This is a genomic window from Streptomyces thioluteus, from assembly GCF_039535865.1.
Genome location: NZ_BAAAXZ010000071.1, coordinates 1 through 18,358 on the forward strand (window position 1 = coordinate 1; position 18,358 = coordinate 18,358).

The window sequence follows — 18,358 nt, forward strand, 5'->3', positions numbered from 1 at the left end:
CTCCACCGGCTTCTCGAGCGCGGTGTTTTGGCGTGGTGGATCCGTTTGCTGCGACGTTGTGTTGTGCTAGCGAGCTGAACTCCATGCACCATGGATTGGCTGTGTGGGAACGTTGGGCGCGTCTCCCCGGAATCCTGCCGCAGTGTGCACGGCTGTCGAAGTCGCGGTCATGTGCGCCAATGAGCGCCAGGTGCTATGCTCCTCGTTGTCACGCGGGTCGGCGCTCTTTTGCGCGGTCGTGGTGTAGTGTGAGCGCTTCGGATAGGGTCGCGCACGATCCGCCCCGCGACCTCGCCCACTTCTTCGCGCCGGTCGGTCCAGGCGGCCGTGACGCCCTCCAGCACCTGGCGGAAGCCGGGCATGCCGTGCCGCGGCGCCGGCGGGAAGTAGGTACCGAAGTAGAAGGGCTCGGCGCCGGGGGTGAGGAAGACGGTCATGGGCCAGCCGCCCTGGCCGGTGGCGGCCTGCACGGCCTCCATGTAGACGGCGTCGACGTCGGGCCGCTCCTCGCGATCGACCTTGACGGAGACGAAGTGCTCGTTGAGGTACGCGGCGGTCGCCCCGTCCTCGAAGCTCTCGTGCGCCATCACATGGCACCAGTGACAGCTCGCGTACCCGACGCTCAGCAGGACGGGCACGTCGCGGCGGCGCGCCTCCTCGAACGCCGCGGGCGACCAGGGCCACCAGTCGACCGGGTTGTCGGCGTGCTGGGAGGAGGTAGGGGCGACGTCTCGTGCGCCAGGCGGTTCGGCATGAGCCCCATCCTTCACCAACAGGGACCCCCGGCCGCCTCACCCGAAGCTCCGTTCTCCGTGAGCAACACCCGTGCGGAGTTCTCCCCAGTTCTCCACAGGCGGGTTATCCACAGGGCTGCCGGAAATCCCTCCTAGGCGGAAGACTGAACGCCTTGGCATTCGCCGACGGAAAGTTCATCGAAGTTCGCCCATCGCAGTTCGCTGGTCGCAGTGTGCTGCCTGAAGTTCGCTGGTCGAAGGGGGACGACGCATGCAGAGCTCGCTGCCCGCCCTGCGGCAGGGCCACCGGGGAGGACGTCGAGAGCCTGTTGGCAACGGATACCCCAGGGTGCACGCGCCGCATCTGCACACGGACTAGCACCGCCTGTTCGCACCAAGGCGCCAGGCAACCAGGTGGTCAAGTGGCTGACCACCACGGACCACAAGACGATCGGGTCGATGTACCTGATCACGTCGTTCGCGTTCTTCTGCATCGGCGGTCTGATGGCGCTGCTGATGCGCGCCGAGCTGGCCCGTCCCGGCACGCAGATCATGTCGAACGAGCAGTTCAACCAGGCGTTCACCATGCACGGCACGGTGATGCTGCTGATGTTCGCGACGCCGCTGTTCGCGGGCTTCGCGAACTGGATCATGCCGCTGCAGATCGGCGCGCCCGACGTGGCGTTCCCGCGGCTGAACATGTTCGCCTACTGGCTGTACCCTGTTCGGCTCGCTGATGGCGGTCGGTGGCTTCCTCACCCCGCAGGGCGCCGCCGACTTCGGCTGGTTCGCCTACTCGCCGCTGACCGACAGCAGCCACTCGCCGGGCCTCGGCGCCGACCTGTGGATCCTGGGTCTGGCCTTCTCCGGCTTCGGCACGATCCTCGGTTCGGTCAACTTCATCACGACCATCATCTGCATGCGCGCGCCCGGCATGACGATGTTCCGGATGCCGATCTTCACCTGGAACGTCCTGCTGACCGGTGTGCTGGTCCTGCTGGCCTTCCCGGTGCTGGCCGCCGCGCTGTTCGCCCTGGAGGCGGACCGTAAATTCGGGGCCCACATCTTCGACGCGGCCAATGGCGGCGCGCTGCTGTGGCAGCACCTCTTCTGGTTCTTCGGCCACCCCGAGGTGTACATCATCGCCCTGCCGTTCTTCGGCATCATCTCCGAGGTCATCCCGGTCTTCTCCCGCAAGCCGATGTTCGGTTACTGGGGTCTGATCGCGGCGACCATCTCCATCGCCGGTCTCTCGGTGACGGTGTGGGCGCACCACATGTACGTGACCGGTGGCGTACTGCTGCCGTTCTTCTCCTTCATGACCTTCCTGATCGCGGTCCCGACCGGTGTGAAGTTCTTCAACTGGATCGGCACCATGTGGAAGGGCTCGCTGTCCTTCGAGACACCGATGCTCTGGGCCGTCGGCTTCCTGATCACCTTCACCTTCGGTGGTCTGACCGGCGTCATCCTGGCCTCGCCCCCGATGGACTTCCACGTCTCCGACTCGTACTTCGTCGTCGCGCACTTCCACTACGTCATCTTCGGCACCGTGGTCTTCGCGATGTTCTCCGGCTTCCACTTCTGGTGGCCGAAGTTCACGGGCAAGATGCTGGACGAGCGCCTCGGCAAGATCACCTTCTGGACGCTGTTCATCGGCTTCCACGGCACGTTCCTCGTCCAGCACTGGCTGGGCGCCGAGGGCATGCCGCGTCGTTACGCCGACTACCTGGCGGCCGACGGCTGGACGACGCTGAACACCATCTCGACGATCAGCTCGTTCCTGCTCGGTCTGTCGATACTGCCGTTCATGTACAACGTCTGGAAGACGGCGAAGTACGGCAAGAAGGTCGAGGTCGACGACCCCTGGGGCTACGGCCGTTCGCTGGAGTGGGCGACCTCCTGCCCGCCGCCGCGGCCACAACTTCCTCACGCTGCCGCGCATCCGCTCGGAATCCCCGGCGTTCGACCTGCACCACCCCGAGATCGCTGCGCTCGAGCTCGAGCACAATCTCGCTGACAAGGACAAGGCCCTCGCGGGTGGCAAGGAGGCCGGCAAGTGAAGATCCAAGGCCGGATGTTCATCTGGCTCTCCGTCTTCATCCTCGCCATGGCCGTCGTCTACGGCGTGTGGTCCAAGGAGCCGGCGGGCACCACCGCGCTGTTCCTGGCCTTCGGTCTCTGCATCATGGTCGGCTACTACCTGGCGTTCACCGCGCGCCGGGTGGACGCGGGCGCGCAGGACAACAAGGAGGCCGACGTCGCGGACGACGCCGGTGAGCTGGGCTTCTTCGCCCCGCACAGCTGGCAGCCGCTCTCCCTGGCCGTCGGTGGCGCCTTCGCCTTCCTGTCCATCGCGGTCGGCTGGTGGCTGATGTTCTTCTCGGCCCCGCTGATCATGATCGGCCTCTTCGGCTGGGTGTTCGAGTTCTACCGCGGCGAGAACCAGAACCAGTAAGGGTTCACCCGCCCACGACCGGGCCCCCGCACACCATCCGGTGTGCGGGGCCCGGTCGTTCGCGTACCCGCACCACCCGTTCGCAGGCGCCCCACGGGCCGTGGCGGGCGAACCTTCCTACCGTGGGGAGCATGAGTCCGACTCCTCGACGCCGCACGGTGCTCGGCGGCGTGCTGCTGCTGGTCCCGCTGGCGCTGGGGGGCACCGCGTGCAGCTCCGCCAACCCGCTGGCGGAGGCGCCCTACGAGGCCACCGACGTCCGGCTGAAGGGCGCCGAGGACGGCCAGAAGGCCGATCCGGCCAACCCCCTGGAGGTGGAGGCCACCGGCGACGACCGGATCACCGACGTCGTCGCCACGGACGCCGCCGGGCGGTACGTCGCCGGTGAACTGCTCCCGGACGGCAGCGGCTGGCGCCAGCACCGGCTCGCTGGCGGCCGGCGCGCACTACACGGTGCGGGTGAGCACCGAGGACGACAACGGCGCCCAGGGCCGCCGCACGGTCGGTTTCGACACCGGTCCGGCCACCCGCCTGCTGACCGTCACGTTCGGGCCCAAGAACGGCACCTACGGCGTCGGACAGCCCGTCACCGCCGAACTGAGCACCCCCGTGCAGACCCCCGCGGCCCGCGCCGTCGTCGAGCGCACCCTGCACGTCGAGTCCAGCCCCGCCGTCCGGGGCGCCTGGCACTGGGTGAACAACCGGATGCTGCACTTCCGTCCGCAGGAGTACTGGCCGCCGCACGCCACGATCGACGTGCACGCCTCGCTCGACGGCATCAAGGTCGGCGGCGGCATGTACGGCGGCCCCGTCCAAGCCGGTGCACCTGACCACCGGCGACCGCGTGGAGGCCGTCACCGACGCCGCGGGGCACTACATGAGCGTCATGAAGAACGGCCAGGAGATCCGCTCCATCCCCGTCACCACCGGCAAGCCCGGCTACGACACCCGCAACGGGGTCAAGGTGGTCCTCGGGCAGGAATCCTTCGTACGGATGCGCGGCGAGACGATCGGCATCGCGGAGGGCAGCGCCGACTCCTACGACCTGCCGGTCTACTGGGCCACCCGGGTCACCTGGAGCGGGGAGTACGTGCACGCCGCGCCCTGGTCCGTGGGCTCGCAGGGGATGGACAACGTCAGCCACGGCTGCACCGGGATGTCCACCGAGAACGCCAAGTGGTTCTTCGACACCGTGCGGGTCGGGGACATCGTCAAGGTGGTGGGCAGCGCGGGCGCCACGATGACGCCGTTCGACAACGGCTTCGGCGACTGGAACATGCCCTGGGAGGAGTGGCGCCAGGGCAGCGCCCTCGCCGCCGGGAAGCGGGAGGGCACCGGCGCGGCCGACACGGCCCGGCTGCGGCCGCGGATGACCTGAGAGGGCTCAGGAGGCTCTGCGTTCCTGACTGGGTTCCCGCTCGCGCAGCAGCCCGGCCAGGGAGGCGGCGAAGGCCACCGGGTCCACCGGGTGCGTGACGGCCGCGTCGGCGCGGCTCCAGGTGGCCAGCCAGGCGTCCTGCGGGCGGCCCATCAGCAGCAGCACCGGCGGGCACTGGAAGACCTCGTCCTTGAGCTGCCGGCACACGCCCATGCCGCCCGCGGGGGCCGTCTCGCCGTCCAGGACGCACACGTCGATCCGCCGTTCGCCGAGGATCCTCAGCAGGGCCGGAAGGGTTGCACATTCCACGTATTCCACCGGCGGCACGTCCGGCGCCGGGCGCCGCCCGCCCGCCAGCCGCACCTGTTCGCGGGTGCTCGCGTCGTCGCTGTAGACCAGCACGGTGGCCGTAGGCTGCATGCGTTTCCTCCAGTTCACCCAAAGGACCGTTGCGCGGATGCTACTGCCCTGCGGGCCGCCCGGAGGAGGGTCGGAGGTCCCCGTTCCCTCCGACGGGGCGTCATCACCGGTTCGGGCGACGCCTTCACCGGCCCGGACGAGCAGGGCATACGCCCTTGACACACCGAACGGCACCCCCCGGAGTGAGCGCGAGATAAGCGACCGACATAATGTCGGTCGTGGCGACAGCAACAGCAGTAGATACCGGGCACGCGCACCCCTCGGTCAACCGACCGAACCTCACCAGCGTCGGAACCATCATCTGGCTGAGTTCCGAGCTGATGTTCTTCGCGGCCCTCTTCGCGATGTACTTCACCCTCCGATCGGTGACCGGTGCCGACCATTGGAAGGAGCAGGCGTCGGCGCTGAACATCCCGTTCTCGGCGTCGAACACCACGGTCCTGGTGCTCTCCTCGCTCACCTGCCAGCTCGGCGTCTTCGCTGCCGAGCGCGGTGACGTGAAGAAGCTGCGCACCTGGTTCGCGATCACGTTCGTGATGGGCGCCTTCTTCATCGGCGGCCAGATCTTCGAGTACACCGACCTGGTCAAGAAGGACGGGCTCTCGCTCTCCTCGGACGCCTACGGCTCCGCCTTCTACCTGACGACCGGTTTCCACGGTCTGCACGTGACGGGTGGCCTGATCGCCTTCCTGCTGGTGATGGGCCGGACCTACGCGGCCAAGAGGTTCACTCACCACCAGGCGACGGCGGCCATCGTCGTGTCCTACTACTGGCACTTCGTCGACGTGGTCTGGATCGGGCTCTTCGCCACGATCTACTTGATCAAGTAATCGGTCCCGTCCGCAACGGACCAACAGTCCAGCATCGACGCAGAAGATCCTGACACCGGGGTAATCCGTGAAAAAGCTCTCCGCACGACGACCGCCATCCGCTGGCGGCGGTCGTCGTCCTACTCTTCGCGCTGGCGGTCACCGGGGGGCTGTACGCCGCGTTCGCGCCGGCGGAGTCGGCCAAGGCCGATGGCTCCGCGCAGTCCCTCGCCATCGAGGAGGGCAAGAAGCTCTACGCCGTGGGCTGTGCCAGCTGTCACGGCACCGGCGCTCAGGGCACCTCCGACGGGCCGAGCCTGGTCGGCGTGGGTTCGGCGGCAGTCGACTTCCAGGTCGGCACCGGCCGCATGCCGATGCAGCAGCAGGGCGCCCAGGCGCCCCCGCAAGAAGCCGGTCTACACGTCGGCCCAGATCGACCAGCTGGCCGCGTACATCTCCTCCCTCGGCGCGGGCCCCGCGGCCCCGACGAAGGACCAGTACAGCCCGGAGGGCGCGGACGTCGCCAAGGGCGGTGAGCTGTTCCGCCTGAACTGCTCGCAGTGCCACAACTTCACGGGCAAGGGCGGTGCGCTCTCGAACGGCAAGTTCGCGCCGAACCTCGAGGGTGTCGACCCGAAGCACGTCTACGAGGCCATGCAGACCGGCCCGCAGAACATGCCGTCCTTCCCCGACACCGTTCTGTCGCAGAAGAACAAGAAGGACATTGTCGCGTACCTCGACGAGGTCAACTCCAGTAAGTCGGAGAGCCCGGGCGGCCTCGGACTGGGCGGTTTCGGCCCGGTCTCCGAGGGTCTGTTCGCGTGGGTCTTCGGCCTGGGCGCGCTGATCGCCGTCGCCATCTGGGTCGCGCCCGGACCGCAAAGGCCAAGAAGTCATGAGTAGCCAAGACATTCCAGAAGAGACCCTGCCGAGCAAGCAGGGCGAAGCGCACGAGGGCGCCGTGGCGGTCGCGGGTGACCCGTTCGCCGACCCGGGCCTGCCCCCGCACGAGCACCGCATCCAGGACATCGACGAGCGGGCCGCCAAGCGCTCCGAGCGCGCCGTGGCGTTCATGTTCACGCTGTCGATGCTGGCCACGGTCGGCTTCATCGCCGCCTACCTGGCCATCCCGGTCGACAAGAACATCTACGTGTTCCCGATCGGCCACGTCAGCGCCATGAACTTCACGCTGGGCCTGACCCTCGGCGTGGCGCTGTTCCTGATCGGCGCGGGCGCGGTCCACTGGGCCCGCACCCTGATGTCGGACGTCGAGCACATCGACGAGCGGCACGCGATCGAGGCACCCTCGGAGGTCCGGTCCAAGGTCCTCGCGGACTTCAAGGAGGGCGCCGCCGAGTCGGCCATGGGCCGCCGCAAGCTGATCCGCAACTCGATGTTCGGCGCGCTCTCGCTGCTGCCGCTCTCGGGCGTGTTCCTGCTGGGGCGGGCTCAGCAAGGCCCCGGGCACCAAGCTCCGCAAGACGGCTTGGGCCAAGGGGAAGATGCTGATCAACCAGAACACCCAGCAGCCGCTGCGTCCCGAGGACATCCAGGTCGGCTCCCTCACCTTCGCCATGCCGGAGGGCATGAAGGAGGAGGACCACGACTTCCAGAACCAGATCGCCAAGGCTGCCCTGATGCTCGTCCGGCTCCGCCCGGAGAACATCAAGGACAAGAAGGAACTGGACTGGTCCGTCGACGGCATCGTCGCCTTCTCCAAGATCTGCACGCACGTGGGTTGCCCGATCAACCTGTACGAGCAGCAGACCCACCACGTGCTGTGCCCCTGCCACCAGTCGACGTTCGATCTCTCGGACGGCGGCCGTGTGGTGTTCGGGCCCGGCCGGCCACGCCCTTCCGCAGCTGCGGATCAAGGTCAATGACAAGGGCTACCTTGAGGCGATGGGCGACTTCGCGGAGCCCGTCGGTCCTGCCTTCTGGGAGCGCGGATGAGTACTGCAGAGACGACGTCGACCCGCGCGGACGCGCAGGGTCGCAAGGCACCCGCAGGTGAGCGGGTCGCCGACTGGGCCGACGGTCGGCTGGGGATCTACACCCTGGCCAAGGGCGGCATGCGGAAGATCTTCCCGGACCACTGGTCCTTCATGCTGGGCGAGGTCTGCCTCTACAGCTTCATCATCATCATCCTCACGGGTGTGTATCTGACGCTGTTCTTCCACCCGAGCATGAACGAGGTCGTCTACCACGGCTCGTACGTCCCGATGCAGGGCGTGCGGATGTCGGAGGCGTTCAAGTCGACGCTGGACATCAGCTTCGACGTGCGCGGTGGTCTGCTGATCCGGCAGATCCACCACTGGGCGGCCCTCGTGTTCATCGCGGGCATGATGGTGCACATGATGCGCGTCTTCTTCACGGGCGCGTTCCGCAAGCCGCGCGAGATCAACTGGCTGTTCGGCTTCCTGCTGCTGGTCCTCGGCACCTTCACCGGTTTCACCGGTTACTCGCTGCCGGACGACCTGCTCTCGGGCACCGGTGTCCGCATCGCCGACGGTCTGGTGATGTCCATCCCGCTGGTGGGTACGTACATCTCGTTCTACCTGTTCGGCGGGGAGTTCCCGGGCACGGACTTCGTGAGCCGGTTCTACTCGATCCACATCCTGCTGCTGCCGGGCATCATGCTCGGTCTGGTGGTCGGCCACCTGATCCTGGTCTTCTACCACAAGCACACGCAGTTCGCGGGTCCGGGCCGGACCAACAAGAACGTCGTCGGCATGCCGCTGATGCCGGTCTACATGGCCAAGGCGGGAGGCTTCTTCTTCCTGGTCTTCGGTGTCATCGCGGCGATCTCCGCGATCGCGTCGATCAACCCCGTCTGGGAGCTCGGCCCGTACCGGCCGGACCAGGTCTCGACCAACGCCCAGCCCGACTGGTACCTGGGCATGTCCGAGGGCCTCTTCCGGATCATGCCGGGCTGGGAGATCAGCTTCGCGGGCCACACCCTGGTCCTGGGCGTCTTCATCCCGCTGCTGGGTCTTCGGCGCGGTGCTGGGGATCATGGCCGTCTACCCGTTCCTCGAGTCGTGGCTGACCGGCGACAAGCGCGAGCACCACATCCTGGACCGCCCGCGCAACGCCCCGACGCGCACCGCCTTCGGCGTGGCGTGGCTGACGATGTACGGCGTGGCCCTGATGGCCGGTGGAAACGACCTGTGGGCCACCCACTTCCACCTGTCGGTCAACGCGGTCACCTGGTTCGTCCGCATCACCTTCTTCGTCGGCCCGGTCCTGGCGTTCATCGCCACGCGCCGGATCTGCATGGGTCTCCAGCGCCGCGACAAGGACAAGGTGCTGCACGGCCGCGAGTCGGGCATCATCAAGCGCCTGCCGCACGGTGAGTTCATCGAGGTCCACGAGCCGCTGACGCAGGAGCAGATGCACACGCTGACCGCGCACGAGCAGCCCAAGCCGCTGGCCCTGGAGCCCGAGGTCGACGAGAACGGTGTCGTCCGCAAGGTGAAGGCCACGCAGAAGCTGCGGGTCCGGCTCTCGAAGGGCTACTACGGCGAGGACCGTTACGTGCCCAAGGCCACGGCCACGGAGTACGAGGAGATCACGAGCGGCCACGGCCACCACTGATCGACTGATTCAGCAGAACTGATCGCCACAGCGAAGAGCCCCGTCCAGTGCCTGGACGGGGCTCTTCGCCGTTCCCGGACCTGGTTAGGCTGGAGCCGAGAGCCGGACGACCACCAGGAGCGTGGACCCATGAACGTTGCGACCCAGACAGGCGGCGACGGTGCGGTGTCCCTCTCCTGGCCGGGCGTCCTGGAGGCGCTGCTCGGCGGGCGGGACCTCAGCGCGGACGACACCGCCTGGGCCATGGACCAGATCATGCGCGGCGCGGCGACCGACGCCCAGATCGCCGCCTTCGCCGTCGCCCTGCGGGCCAAGGGCGAGACGGTCGCCGAGATCTCCGGGCTCGTCCGGGCGATGTACCGGCACGCCAACCTCATCGACGTGCCCGGTCCCAGCGTGGACATCGTGGGCACGGGCGGCGACGGCGCCAAGACGGTGAACATCTCCACGATGTCCTCGATCGTCGTGGCCGGCACCGGGGTGAAGGTCGTCAAGCACGGCAACCGGGCCGCGTCCTCCGCGAGCGGGGCCTCCGACGTCCTGGAGAAGCTGGGCGTCAACCTGGACCTGTCCCCGGCACGGGTGGTCGAGGTGGCCCGGGAGGCGGGCATCACCTTCTGCTTCGCGGTCAAGTTCCACCCGGCGCTGCGGCATGTGGCGGCGGCGCGGCGGGAGATGGGCGTGCGGACCACGTTCAACGTCCTCGGTCCGCTGACCAATCCGGCCCGGGTCCGGGCCCAGGCGACCGGCGTCGCGGACGCCCGGATGGCGCCCATCCTGGCCGGCGTGCTCGCCGACCGGGGATCGTCGGCGCTGGTCTTCCGGGGCGACGACGGGATGGACGAGCTGACGACGACGGCGACGTCGCGGGTGTGGATCGTACGGGACGGGGGCGTGCGCGAGGAGCCCTTCGATCCGCGGGACGTGGGGATCGAGGTCGTGCCGGTGGACGCGTTGCGGGGCGCGGACGCGTCCTACAACGCGGACGTCGCGCGCCGGCTGCTGGCGGGGGAGCGGGGGCCCGTGCGGGACGCGGTGCTGCTCAACTCGGCGGCGGCGCTGGTGGCGTTGGCGCCGTCGGCGGCGCCGCTGCCGGAGCAGATCGCCGCGGCGATGGGGCGGGCTGCGGAGTCGATCGACTCGGGGGCGGCGCGGGGGGTTCTGGAGCGGTGGGTGGCGGCGAGCAACGCGTAGCGGTTGCAGGGGGGTTGGATGCCCCTGGCCCGCCCTTTCACCGTTTCCCCGGGGAGACCCCGGGCCCCGTTCGCCCTTCGGGCGAAGTCCTCAAGCGCCGGACGGGCTGAACAGCCCGTCCGGCGCTTGAGGACAGCGCGCGCAGCGTGCTGCTGCGGAAACGGTGAAAGGGCGGGGTGGGGGAATCCCCTTCCGGCGCGGCGATTCGCTGTGCCATACTCGCCCCAGGTCACGAGCGACAGCGATACGGCCCCGGCCCGCTGTCCGGCAACCCTCCGTCCGTGGCGGGGTGCCCCGGGTGATGACCGGGTCGCAGGCAGCGAGGTCTGCGGCAAGCGCGGATCCCTCCACCAGGGATCCTGGTCGTCGAGGGAGATCCTTCCGTGATGCAGCGAATGCGCTAGGGCCCAGGGCCCCTTCTTCGCGCCATTCATTTTCTTCGCCTTCTTCGCCGAATTCGTTCGCGCCTCACGGGAGTTCGCCATGCCCGCAACCCTTCGGACCGCCGTCGACACCCCTCTCCCCGTCCTCGGTCGCGACGTCCGCGTCCCCCTCGTCACCGGCGGTGAAGTCCCGTACGCCGCCCTCGACTACGCGGCCAGCGCCCCCGCCCTGCAGCGGGTGTGGGACGACGTGGCCGCCTACGCGCCGTACTACGGCAGCGTGCACCGCGGTGCGGGACACCTCTCGCAGCTGTCCACCGACCTGTTCGAGAACAGCCGGGCCACCGTCGCGGAGTTCCTCGGCTGCCGACCGGGCGACGACGTGGTCTTCACCCGGTCGACGACCGATTCGCTCAACCTCCTCGCCGCCGTACTCCCGCCCGGCACGCACGCGTTCGCGTTCGAGAGCGAGCACCACGCCGCGCTGCTGCCCTGGGGGCGGCGCGGGGACACCGCGGTGACGTGGCTGGACGCGCCCCGTACCCCGGGGCAGGCCGTCGAGGCCCTGGAGCGCGCCCTCGCCGCGCGCGAGCCCTACGGCCCGGCACTGGTCTGTGTGACGGGTGCGTCGAACGTGACGGGCGAGCTGTGGCCCGTCAGGGAGTTGGCCGCGGCCGCGCACGCGCACGGGGCGCGGATCGTCCTGGACGCCGCGCAACTGGTGCCGCACCAGGCCGTGGACGTCGCGGAGTCGGACGTGGACTGGGTGGCGTTCTCCGGGCACAAGCTGTACGCGCCGTTCGGCGCCGGGGTGTTGGCCGGGCGCGCCGACTGGCTGCGCCGGGCCGAGCCGTATCTGGCCGGCGGCGGCGCCACCCGCAGCGTGGCGCGCGGCGCGGCGGGCGAGCCGGTGGTCGAGTGGCACGACACCGTGGCCCGGCACGAGGCCGGTTCGCCGAACGTCATCGGCGCCTACGCCATCGCCTCCGCCTGCCGGGCGCTGACCGCGGCCGGCTTCGAGCGGCTGGAGGCGCGCGAGCAGGCGCTGTTGGCACGGCTGCGCGAGGGGCTCGCGGAGGTGCCGGGGGCCAGGGTGGTCTCGCTGTTCGGCGACGACGCGCCCCGGGTGGGCGTCGTGTCCTTCGTCGTGGACGGCTGGAACAGCTCGCACTTCGCGGCGGCGCTGTCCGCCGAGTACGGCATCGGGGTGCGCGACGGCCTGTTCTGCGCCCACCCGTTGGTGCGGGCGCTGCTCGCGGAGGGGGGCGGCTCATCGGATACAGCAGCGCGAAGCGCTTCCGCTTGGGGCGGTGGCGGGCGACGGGCGGGCGAGTGCGGGACGCCGGACGAGGTGCCGGCGGCGAGCGCGATCCGGGTCAGCTTCGGGGTGGGGACGCCGGAGGAGCACATCGACCGCTTCGTGCGGGCGGCCGGGGAACTGGCGACGGGCGGCGCGCGGTGGACGTACCGCACGGAGGGCGGGCGGTGCGTGCCGGAGAAGCCGGTGGCCGGCTAGCTGTCGAGGCCGATCGCGAAGGCCGCTTCCAGGTCGTGCTGGGAGTAGGTGCGGAACGCGATGTGGGTCTCGGTGGAGGCGACGCCGGGGATTTTGCTGATCCGGCCCGGGATGACGTCCGCCAGGTCGTCGTGGCGGGCCACGCGCACCATCGCGATCAGGTCGTAGGCACCGGTGACGGAGAAGACCTCGCTGACGCCCTCCAGGGCCGCGATCCGCTCGGCGATCTCGGGGATGCGGTCCACGTCCGTCTTGATGAGCACGATCGAGGTGATCACGTCGTTCTGTCTCCTTCGGTGGACCCGGCGTCGTCCTTCACTCTAACCGGACGCCGTCCGCTCACCCATGCGAAGCCGAAGCCGAGGGCGAAGCCCAGGACGTGGGCCAGATAGGCCACCCCCGGCCGGTCGTCCGGGGCCCCGGCGCCCGGCCACTGGAGGGCGAACCAGAACAGCAGCACCGCCCAGGCGGGGAAGCGCAGCGGCAGGAAGAAGAGGAAGGGGAAGAGGCTGGTGACCCTGGCCCGCGGGAAGAGATGGAGGAACGCGCCGAGCACCCCGGAGACGGCCCCGGACGCGCCCACGAGCGCCTGGCCGGAGTGCGGGTGCACGGCCGCGTAGCCGAGCAGGGCCAGGTGGCCGGTGGCCAGGTAGCAGAGGACGAAGGACGGGCGGCCCAGCCGTTCCTCGGCCATCGCCCCGAAGACATGGAGGAAGAGCATGTTGCCGAGCAGGTGCAGCCAGTTGCCGTGCACGAAGAGCGCCGTCAGCGGGGTGAGCAGCGCCGCGGCCGGGGAGTGCCACAGTTCGTCCGGGACCACGCCCCAGCGCTCGAAGTAGGCGGTCTGCGCGGCGAGCAGGTCGCCGCCGGTGCCGTACGCCGGGTCGAGGCCGGCGGCGGGTCCGAGGAGGAAGACCGCGCAACAGGCGGCGATGAGGGTGCGGGTGACCCAGGGCCGGCGGGCGGCGGGATCCCGTCGCGCTTGCCTTACGATCATGTCCAGATCATGACGTACCGGGACAAGTCGTACGCAGTGCCCCGCCGGGCGGCCCGGCGCATACCGGTGCCACTCCGCCGGGGGACCGGCAGGCCGTAGGGTTACGACAAAGGCCACACCTCCGTAGGACGGATGACGACCATGGGCGTTCCCCGGCCGACCGCCGCGACCCGGTGGCGCTGCACCCTGTGCGGAAATCTCACGCGGTTCGATGTGACGCGTACGGTCAAGGCCGTGGAATACGTCCACCTCGATCTCGCCGGAGAACCCACCGTGGAGGAGCGGGACGTGGTCAGTGAGACGATCGAGTCCGTGCGGTGCCGTTGGTGCAACGCGGAGGATCAAATCGCCTTGGTGGACAGGCCGGATACGAGCGGCTGAAGGAACGGAGCGACGCAGCAGTGGTGGAGCACACGGATGACGAAGGGACGGCCGGTGAGGACGGCCGGGCCGAGGACGTCAGCGAGGTGCTCGACCGCCCGTTGCCCGAGGGGATCCGGCGCCGGGTCATCGGCCTGGTGGCCGAGGCCTTCGGCGGGCTGACCCTCACCGAACTCCCGCCGCAGCTGCGGCAGTACGCCCGTTTCACCCCGGTGCGCCGGGCCCGGTTCGCGGGCAACGCGATGGCCGCCGCCGTCGAGGGCGACGCCGCCTTCCGGCAGCGGATCTCCGCCCGGCTGCGCGAGGGCGGTTCGGAGCTGGCCCAGGCCCTGGAGGCGGGGTCGCCGCCGGCCGCCGCCGATCCGGAGGACGTGGCGGCCATGGCCTTCGTGCTGCGCCCGCCGGGCTGGGTCAAGATGGTGACCGCGGCCGGCGAGGAGGCCCAGCGGGCCGGTGCCGAACGGGCCGGCGAGGAGGCCCGGCGCGAACTGGGCAAGCTGCGCGAGGAACTGGCGCAGGCGCGCGACGAGGCGCGGGCGGAGGCCGAGCGCTCCCGCGCGGAGCTGGACGCGGCGCGCAAGGAGGGCGAGTCCCTCCAGCGCAAGCTGCGCAGCGCACAGAGCGATATGCGGCGCGGCGAAGCGGCGCTGCGCAAGCTCCAGGGCGAGCTGGAGGCGCTGCGCCAGGCGTCCGCGGCCGAACTGGGCGCGGCGCTGGGCGAGACGCGGCGGACCAAGGCCCGGCTCGCGGAGGCCGAGGCGGCGCTGGAGGCGAGCCGCCGGGCGGTGCGCGAGGGGCGCAGCGTGGAGGACATGCGGCTGCGGCTGCTGCTGGACACGGTGCTGGACGCCGCCCAGGGGCTGCGCCGCGAACTGGCCCTGCCGCCCGCCTCGGTGCACCCCGCGGACCTGGTGGACGCCGTGCAGCCGGGGCAGATGACGCCCAAGGACATCGCGGCGCGGGCCCTGTCGGAGACCGACCCGGCGCTGCTCGACCAACTGCTGGCGCTGCCGCAGGCGCACCTGGTGGTGGACGGCTACAACGTCACCAAGACCGGCTATCCGACGATGCCGTTGGACAAGCAGCGGCTGCGGCTGCTGGGCGGGCTCGCGATGCTGGCCGCGCAGACCGGCGCCGAGATGACGTGCGTCTTCGACGGAGCGGAGCTGGCCGCGCCGGTGCTGCTGGCGCCGCCGCGCGGGGTGCGGGTGCTGTTCAGCAAGCCGGGCGTCACGGCGGACGAGCTGATCCGCCAGCTGGTCCGGGCGGAGCCGCCGGGCCGTCCGGTGGTCGTGGTCTCCACGGACCGCGAGGTGGCCGACGGGGGTCGCCAAGGCGGGGGCCCGGCCGGTCGCATCGGCCCTGTTGCTGAAGCGACTTGCGCGGACCTGAGGGGCGCGCGGGGCTTGAGGGACGTGAAGGGCCTGCGGAGCGTCAGAAATCCGTTACGGCTTGTGTTTCCCCCGGTAAAGGATGCCCGCGGTGGGTGAGAATTTCCGGGAGGGATTTGAACCGATCATATGAGGGTCACTAAGGTCGGGCCTCGAACCTTCGCCCGGCGATCATCCATTCGGGGTGACGGTGAAGGTCCCGCCGAGCCCGCGCCCCGCGGGCGGCGGCCGAGGAAGAAGGAGCTCGACTCCGTGGCGTCCCACCGTCGTCCCAAGCAGCCGAGCCGCACTCGGGTGACCGTCCTCACCGCGACCGCCGCCGCTGCCGTCGCCCTCTCCGCCCAGGCGGCCAGCGCCGACCCCGGCGCCAAGCCCACCAAGAGCGAGGCCAAGGAGAAGGTCGACAAGTTCTACGAGGAGGCCGAGCAGGCCACCGAGAAGTTCAACGGGGCCAAGCAGAAGCAGGAGAAGCTGGAGAAGGAGGTCGGCGAGCTCCAGGACCGCGTCGCCCGCGGCCAGGAGGACCTCAACAAGCTGCGCGACGGCCTCGGTTCGGTGGCCACCGCCCAGTACCGCTCCGGCTCCGTGGACCCCTCGCTCCAACTGCTGCTCTCCTCCGACCCGGAGAGCTACCTGGAGAAGGCGTCCACCCTCAACCAGGTCAGCGCCAAGCAGGCGGAGACCCTCAAGCAGATATCCGTCAAGCAGCGCGCCCTCAAGCAGCAGCGCGAGGAGGCCGCCGGCAAGCTGGCCGACCTGGAGTCCACCCGCAAGGCGCTCGGCGAGCAGAAGTCCGCGGTGCAGGGCAAGCTCGCGGAGGCCCGCGACGTCCTCAACCAGCTCACCGAGAAGGAGCGCGCGGAGCTGGAGGCCCAGGAGAAGGCCGAGGCCGCCAAGTCCGCGGCCAAGGCCAAGGACCAGGCCAAGGACAGCTCTTCGCAGGACGGCAACTCCAAGACCGGTGACGGCGACTCCTCGACGTCCACCGGCAAGCACGTGCCCGCGTCCGGCCGCGCCGGTGCCGCGCTCGACGCGGCCGCCTCCAAGATCGGTTCGCCGTACGTGTGGGGCGCGACCGGCCCGAACTCCTTCGACTGCTCCGGCCTGACCTCCTGGGCGTACGCACAGGCGGGCGTGACCCTGGACCGTACCTCGCAGGACCAGGCCAACGACGGTCAGCGCATCTACGACCAGAGCCAGCTCCAGCCCGGCGACCTGGTGATCTTCTACGGCGACCTGCACCACGTGGGCGTCTCTACGCCGGCAACGGCCAGGTGCTGGCACGCCCCGCGCACCGGCACCGTGGTCCGTTACGAGGCGATGGGCAACATGCCGTTTCAAGTTCGGCGTGCGCGTCGCCTGACGGCCCGTCCGCCGCGCCGATCCGCCCGTTCGGGCGAATCGGGGGCGCCCCCGCGACGACCCTGCGCCCCGCCCATGACCTGCGTCTTGGGCGGGGCGTCCGGCATACCGGGACCCGGCGCCGGCGCGAGGTCTTTGAACCGGGGGGTGAACACGCGCCGCTACTGTCTGCCGCGCGGTGCCCTCCCCACTCGTTGCCTGGACGGCAGGGGCGCGCGCAGTGAAGGGAGTACCGGCAGCACGTGGCGTCCCATCGCCGGCTCCGCGCACGTCCGCCATACCGCGACGCTGCGCGGTCACCTAGTCCTCGTCGCCGTCCCGTGGCCACCTACGCGTGGCGCGGCCGACTCCCTCTCTAGGCCAGCACCTCGCAGCCGCCCGCCCCAGTTGGGCCCGCTGGCTTGACGCCGCCGGGTACGAGGCTCATGTGTGTTTAGAGCATCGACCCGCTCTATCGTTAACAGGCCCTTGTAGCGGGCCACACCGTAGATAGTTCACATCGCACCGCCGTTTATCTGAACGTGGCCGGCAGCCACCCTGCGGCGAGACACGTCGTTCGACAGCGCCGTCACGACGGGTCGCCCGCGGCATCCACGAGACGCGGTCAACGCGATGCGCAACCGCCCTCTTACTGGGCATCGTGTATCGCCTCCTCGCCACCCTAGTACCGCGCCGGTCTTGCCGTGGATATCCGCCTGCGGCTCCTGCTGCTCTGCTCACTCGCGCACCCGAGCGCTACCTCGACCGACTGCCTCCGGCCCTCGACCGCTTCAAGGCGCCGTAGGCGGCCAGCTGCACGCCCCTGCTGGCCGCCCAGCGCGACCGACCCAGGAAGCGGCGAGGCCGGCCGCAAACCCTCGCCGAGTGAGAGGAGAGCCGCCGGGCCGGTCCGCCAGCAACAAAGCGCGAGGTCGAGGGCACTCCGCCGCGGCGCGCCGGCTGTCAACTCCCGGAAGCACGACGAGCGCGAGGAGGTACGCGAGGGCCCTCCGCCGCCTCCGGCAGGCGGGGCGGAGCGTTCCGGCTCCCCGCCGCCGCTCTCCCGGCTGCCGCCTCGACTCCCGGGCAGGAAGCCGGGGCCCGCCCCCGAGCCGTCGTCCTCCACGCGCGGCGCCGCGCCGCGATGCGCCCGCTCGGCGCGTCGGCACGGCCCTACGCCTGGGGCGACCAGGCCCGTCCCCTTCGGGACGCTCCGGGCTGATGCAGTGGCGCCTACGGGCGGGCCGGGGTCGCCTGCCGCGGACCCTCGCGAGGCCCAGCGCACAACGCGGGCCGGCACGTGTCGCTCTCCGAGGCCGGCCGGCGACCTGGTCATATACCGCGGACGACGCGCCAGCCACGTCGGCATGTATCGTGGGCAACGGCCAGGTCGTGCACGCCCCTACCCCGGGGCGCGGAGTGCGGTACGACCCCGCACAACTGTGCCGATCTCCTCCATACCCGGCACAGACCGGCCTGATCACCAGGGGCCCGCCGGCCGGCTCGTACGATGGCGCGGCCATGGGACGGCCGGACGCGGTGGAACGGGCGCCGGGCAGCGCACTGCCATGGCCGCCCTGCCGCGCCTACGTGATCGGTTCTGGCCCGGCTGCGAGACCACGCCGTCCCGACGCCGGCCGGGTCGAGACCGTCGCCGTGCAACGGCTTGCCTCGACCGCTGGGCGACAAGGCCACTTCGATAGGCACGACTAGCGGGCGTAAACCGAACGCCGTGGACACATACACGGAAGCGGCTACCGAA

9 protein-coding genes, 8 pseudogenes and 1 riboswitch are annotated in these 18,358 nt (G+C 70.1%); of the genes and pseudogenes, 13 read left to right on the forward strand and 4 right to left on the reverse strand.

The annotated features are described in order from the left end of the window. Positions 1 to 266 precede the first annotated feature (266 nt). Positions 267 to 754: pseudogene (locus ABD794_RS09170) on the reverse strand (thioredoxin domain-containing protein); the annotation flags it as partial. Positions 755 to 1,073: 319 nt separating this feature from the next. On the opposite strand from ABD794_RS09170, the pseudogene ctaD reads away from it, so the two are divergent. From ctaD to ABD794_RS09185, 3 genes and pseudogenes are all read left to right on the forward strand, one after another. Further along, positions 1,074 to 2,794: pseudogene (gene ctaD, locus ABD794_RS09175) on the forward strand (aa3-type cytochrome oxidase subunit I). After that, positions 2,791 to 3,189 (forward strand): cytochrome c oxidase subunit 4, encoded by a 399-nt coding sequence (locus ABD794_RS09180; RefSeq protein WP_344962247.1) that lies wholly within the window; start codon positions 2,791 to 2,793, stop codon positions 3,187 to 3,189. Before ctaD ends, ABD794_RS09180 begins: the two are co-directional and overlap by 4 nt. A gap of 131 nt (positions 3,190 to 3,320) precedes the next feature. Next, positions 3,321 to 4,567, forward strand: a pseudogene (locus ABD794_RS09185) (L,D-transpeptidase). A gap of 6 nt (positions 4,568 to 4,573) precedes the next feature. Here ABD794_RS09185 and ABD794_RS09190 read toward each other — a convergent pair. After that, positions 4,574 to 4,987 (reverse strand): hypothetical protein, encoded by a 414-nt coding sequence (locus ABD794_RS09190; RefSeq protein ID WP_344962248.1) that lies wholly within the window; start codon positions 4,985 to 4,987, stop codon positions 4,574 to 4,576. Between the two features lie 209 nt (positions 4,988 to 5,196). Here ABD794_RS09190 and ctaE point away from each other — a divergent pair, with 209 nt between their 5' ends. From ctaE to ABD794_RS09220, 6 genes and pseudogenes are all read left to right on the forward strand, one after another. Beyond that, positions 5,197 to 5,817 (forward strand): aa3-type cytochrome oxidase subunit III, encoded by a 621-nt coding sequence (gene ctaE / locus ABD794_RS09195; RefSeq protein ID WP_344962249.1) that lies wholly within the window; start codon positions 5,197 to 5,199, stop codon positions 5,815 to 5,817. Positions 5,818 to 5,884: 67 nt separating this feature from the next. Further along, positions 5,885 to 6,695, forward strand: a pseudogene (gene qcrC, locus ABD794_RS09200) (cytochrome bc1 complex diheme cytochrome c subunit). After that, positions 6,692 to 7,749 (forward strand): annotated as a pseudogene (qcrA, locus tag ABD794_RS09205) (cytochrome bc1 complex Rieske iron-sulfur subunit). The pseudogenes qcrC and qcrA overlap by 4 nt, the downstream one beginning before the upstream one ends. Continuing rightward, positions 7,746 to 9,393, forward strand: a pseudogene (gene qcrB, locus ABD794_RS09210) (cytochrome bc1 complex cytochrome b subunit). Before qcrA ends, qcrB begins: the two co-directional pseudogenes overlap by 4 nt. 129 nt (positions 9,394 to 9,522) lie before the next feature. Next, the gene (trpD, locus tag ABD794_RS09215; protein WP_344962251.1) at positions 9,523 to 10,587 is read left to right on the forward strand and encodes an anthranilate phosphoribosyltransferase; all 1,065 of its coding nucleotides are present in this window, start codon (positions 9,523 to 9,525) and stop codon (positions 10,585 to 10,587) included. A gap of 227 nt (positions 10,588 to 10,814) precedes the next feature. Continuing rightward, positions 10,815 to 10,931, forward strand: a riboswitch (SAM riboswitch). Between the two features lie 139 nt (positions 10,932 to 11,070). After that, positions 11,071 to 12,486 (forward strand): aminotransferase class V-fold PLP-dependent enzyme, encoded by a 1,416-nt coding sequence (locus tag ABD794_RS09220; RefSeq protein ID WP_344962253.1) that lies wholly within the window; start codon positions 11,071 to 11,073, stop codon positions 12,484 to 12,486. Here the strand turns inward: ABD794_RS09220 and ABD794_RS09225 are convergent. Continuing rightward, complete coding sequence (locus tag ABD794_RS09225; RefSeq protein WP_049715502.1) at positions 12,483 to 12,764, reverse strand: Lrp/AsnC family transcriptional regulator; 282 nt, start codon at positions 12,762 to 12,764, stop codon at positions 12,483 to 12,485. The genes ABD794_RS09220 and ABD794_RS09225 overlap by 4 nt on opposite strands. Continuing rightward, positions 12,761 to 13,483: a rhomboid family intramembrane serine protease gene (locus ABD794_RS09230; protein ID WP_344962256.1), complete on the reverse strand. Its 723-nt coding sequence runs from the start codon at positions 13,481 to 13,483 to the stop codon at positions 12,761 to 12,763. Before ABD794_RS09230 ends, ABD794_RS09225 begins: the two co-directional genes overlap by 4 nt. Positions 13,484 to 13,615: 132 nt before the next feature. On the opposite strand from ABD794_RS09230, the gene ABD794_RS09235 reads away from it, so the two are divergent. The 4 genes and pseudogenes from ABD794_RS09235 to ABD794_RS18745 all read left to right on the forward strand — a co-directional run bounded on the left by ABD794_RS09235 (position 13,616) and on the right by ABD794_RS18745 (position 17,022). Then, positions 13,616 to 13,864 carry a hypothetical protein gene (locus ABD794_RS09235; protein ID WP_344962258.1) on the forward strand — a complete coding sequence of 83 codons (249 nt, stop codon included), beginning with the start codon at positions 13,616 to 13,618 and terminating at the stop codon, positions 13,862 to 13,864. A 23-nt stretch (positions 13,865 to 13,887) separates the two neighbouring features. Next, positions 13,888 to 15,256: pseudogene (locus tag ABD794_RS09240) on the forward strand (NYN domain-containing protein). 251 nt (positions 15,257 to 15,507) lie between these two features. After that, positions 15,508 to 16,120 (forward strand): annotated as a pseudogene (locus tag ABD794_RS18740) (coiled-coil domain-containing protein); the annotation flags it as partial. Positions 16,121 to 16,317: 197 nt separating this feature from the next. Then, on the forward strand, positions 16,318 to 17,022 hold the full coding sequence (locus tag ABD794_RS18745) for a C40 family peptidase (RefSeq protein ID WP_425585971.1): 705 nt from the start codon (positions 16,318 to 16,320) through the stop codon (positions 17,020 to 17,022). The last annotated feature ends 1,336 nt before the right edge of the window (positions 17,023 to 18,358 follow it).

Bases quoted from the DNA above. Each gene is read 5' to 3' on its own strand.
- ABD794_RS09190 (WP_344962248.1), bottom strand. From the start codon at position 4,987: ATGCAGCCTACGGCCACCGTGCTGGTCTACAGCGACGACGCGAGCACC.
- ctaE (WP_344962249.1), top strand. From the start codon at position 5,197: ATGTCGGTCGTGGCGACAGCAACAGCAGTAGATACCGGGCACGCGCAC.
- trpD (WP_344962251.1), top strand. From the start codon at position 9,523: ATGAACGTTGCGACCCAGACAGGCGGCGACGGTGCGGTGTCCCTCTCC.
- ABD794_RS09220 (WP_344962253.1), top strand. From the start codon at position 11,071: ATGCCCGCAACCCTTCGGACCGCCGTCGACACCCCTCTCCCCGTCCTC.
- ABD794_RS09230 (WP_344962256.1), bottom strand. From the start codon at position 13,483: ATGATCGTAAGGCAAGCGCGACGGGATCCCGCCGCCCGCCGGCCCTGG.
- ABD794_RS09235 (WP_344962258.1), top strand. From the start codon at position 13,616: ATGACGACCATGGGCGTTCCCCGGCCGACCGCCGCGACCCGGTGGCGC.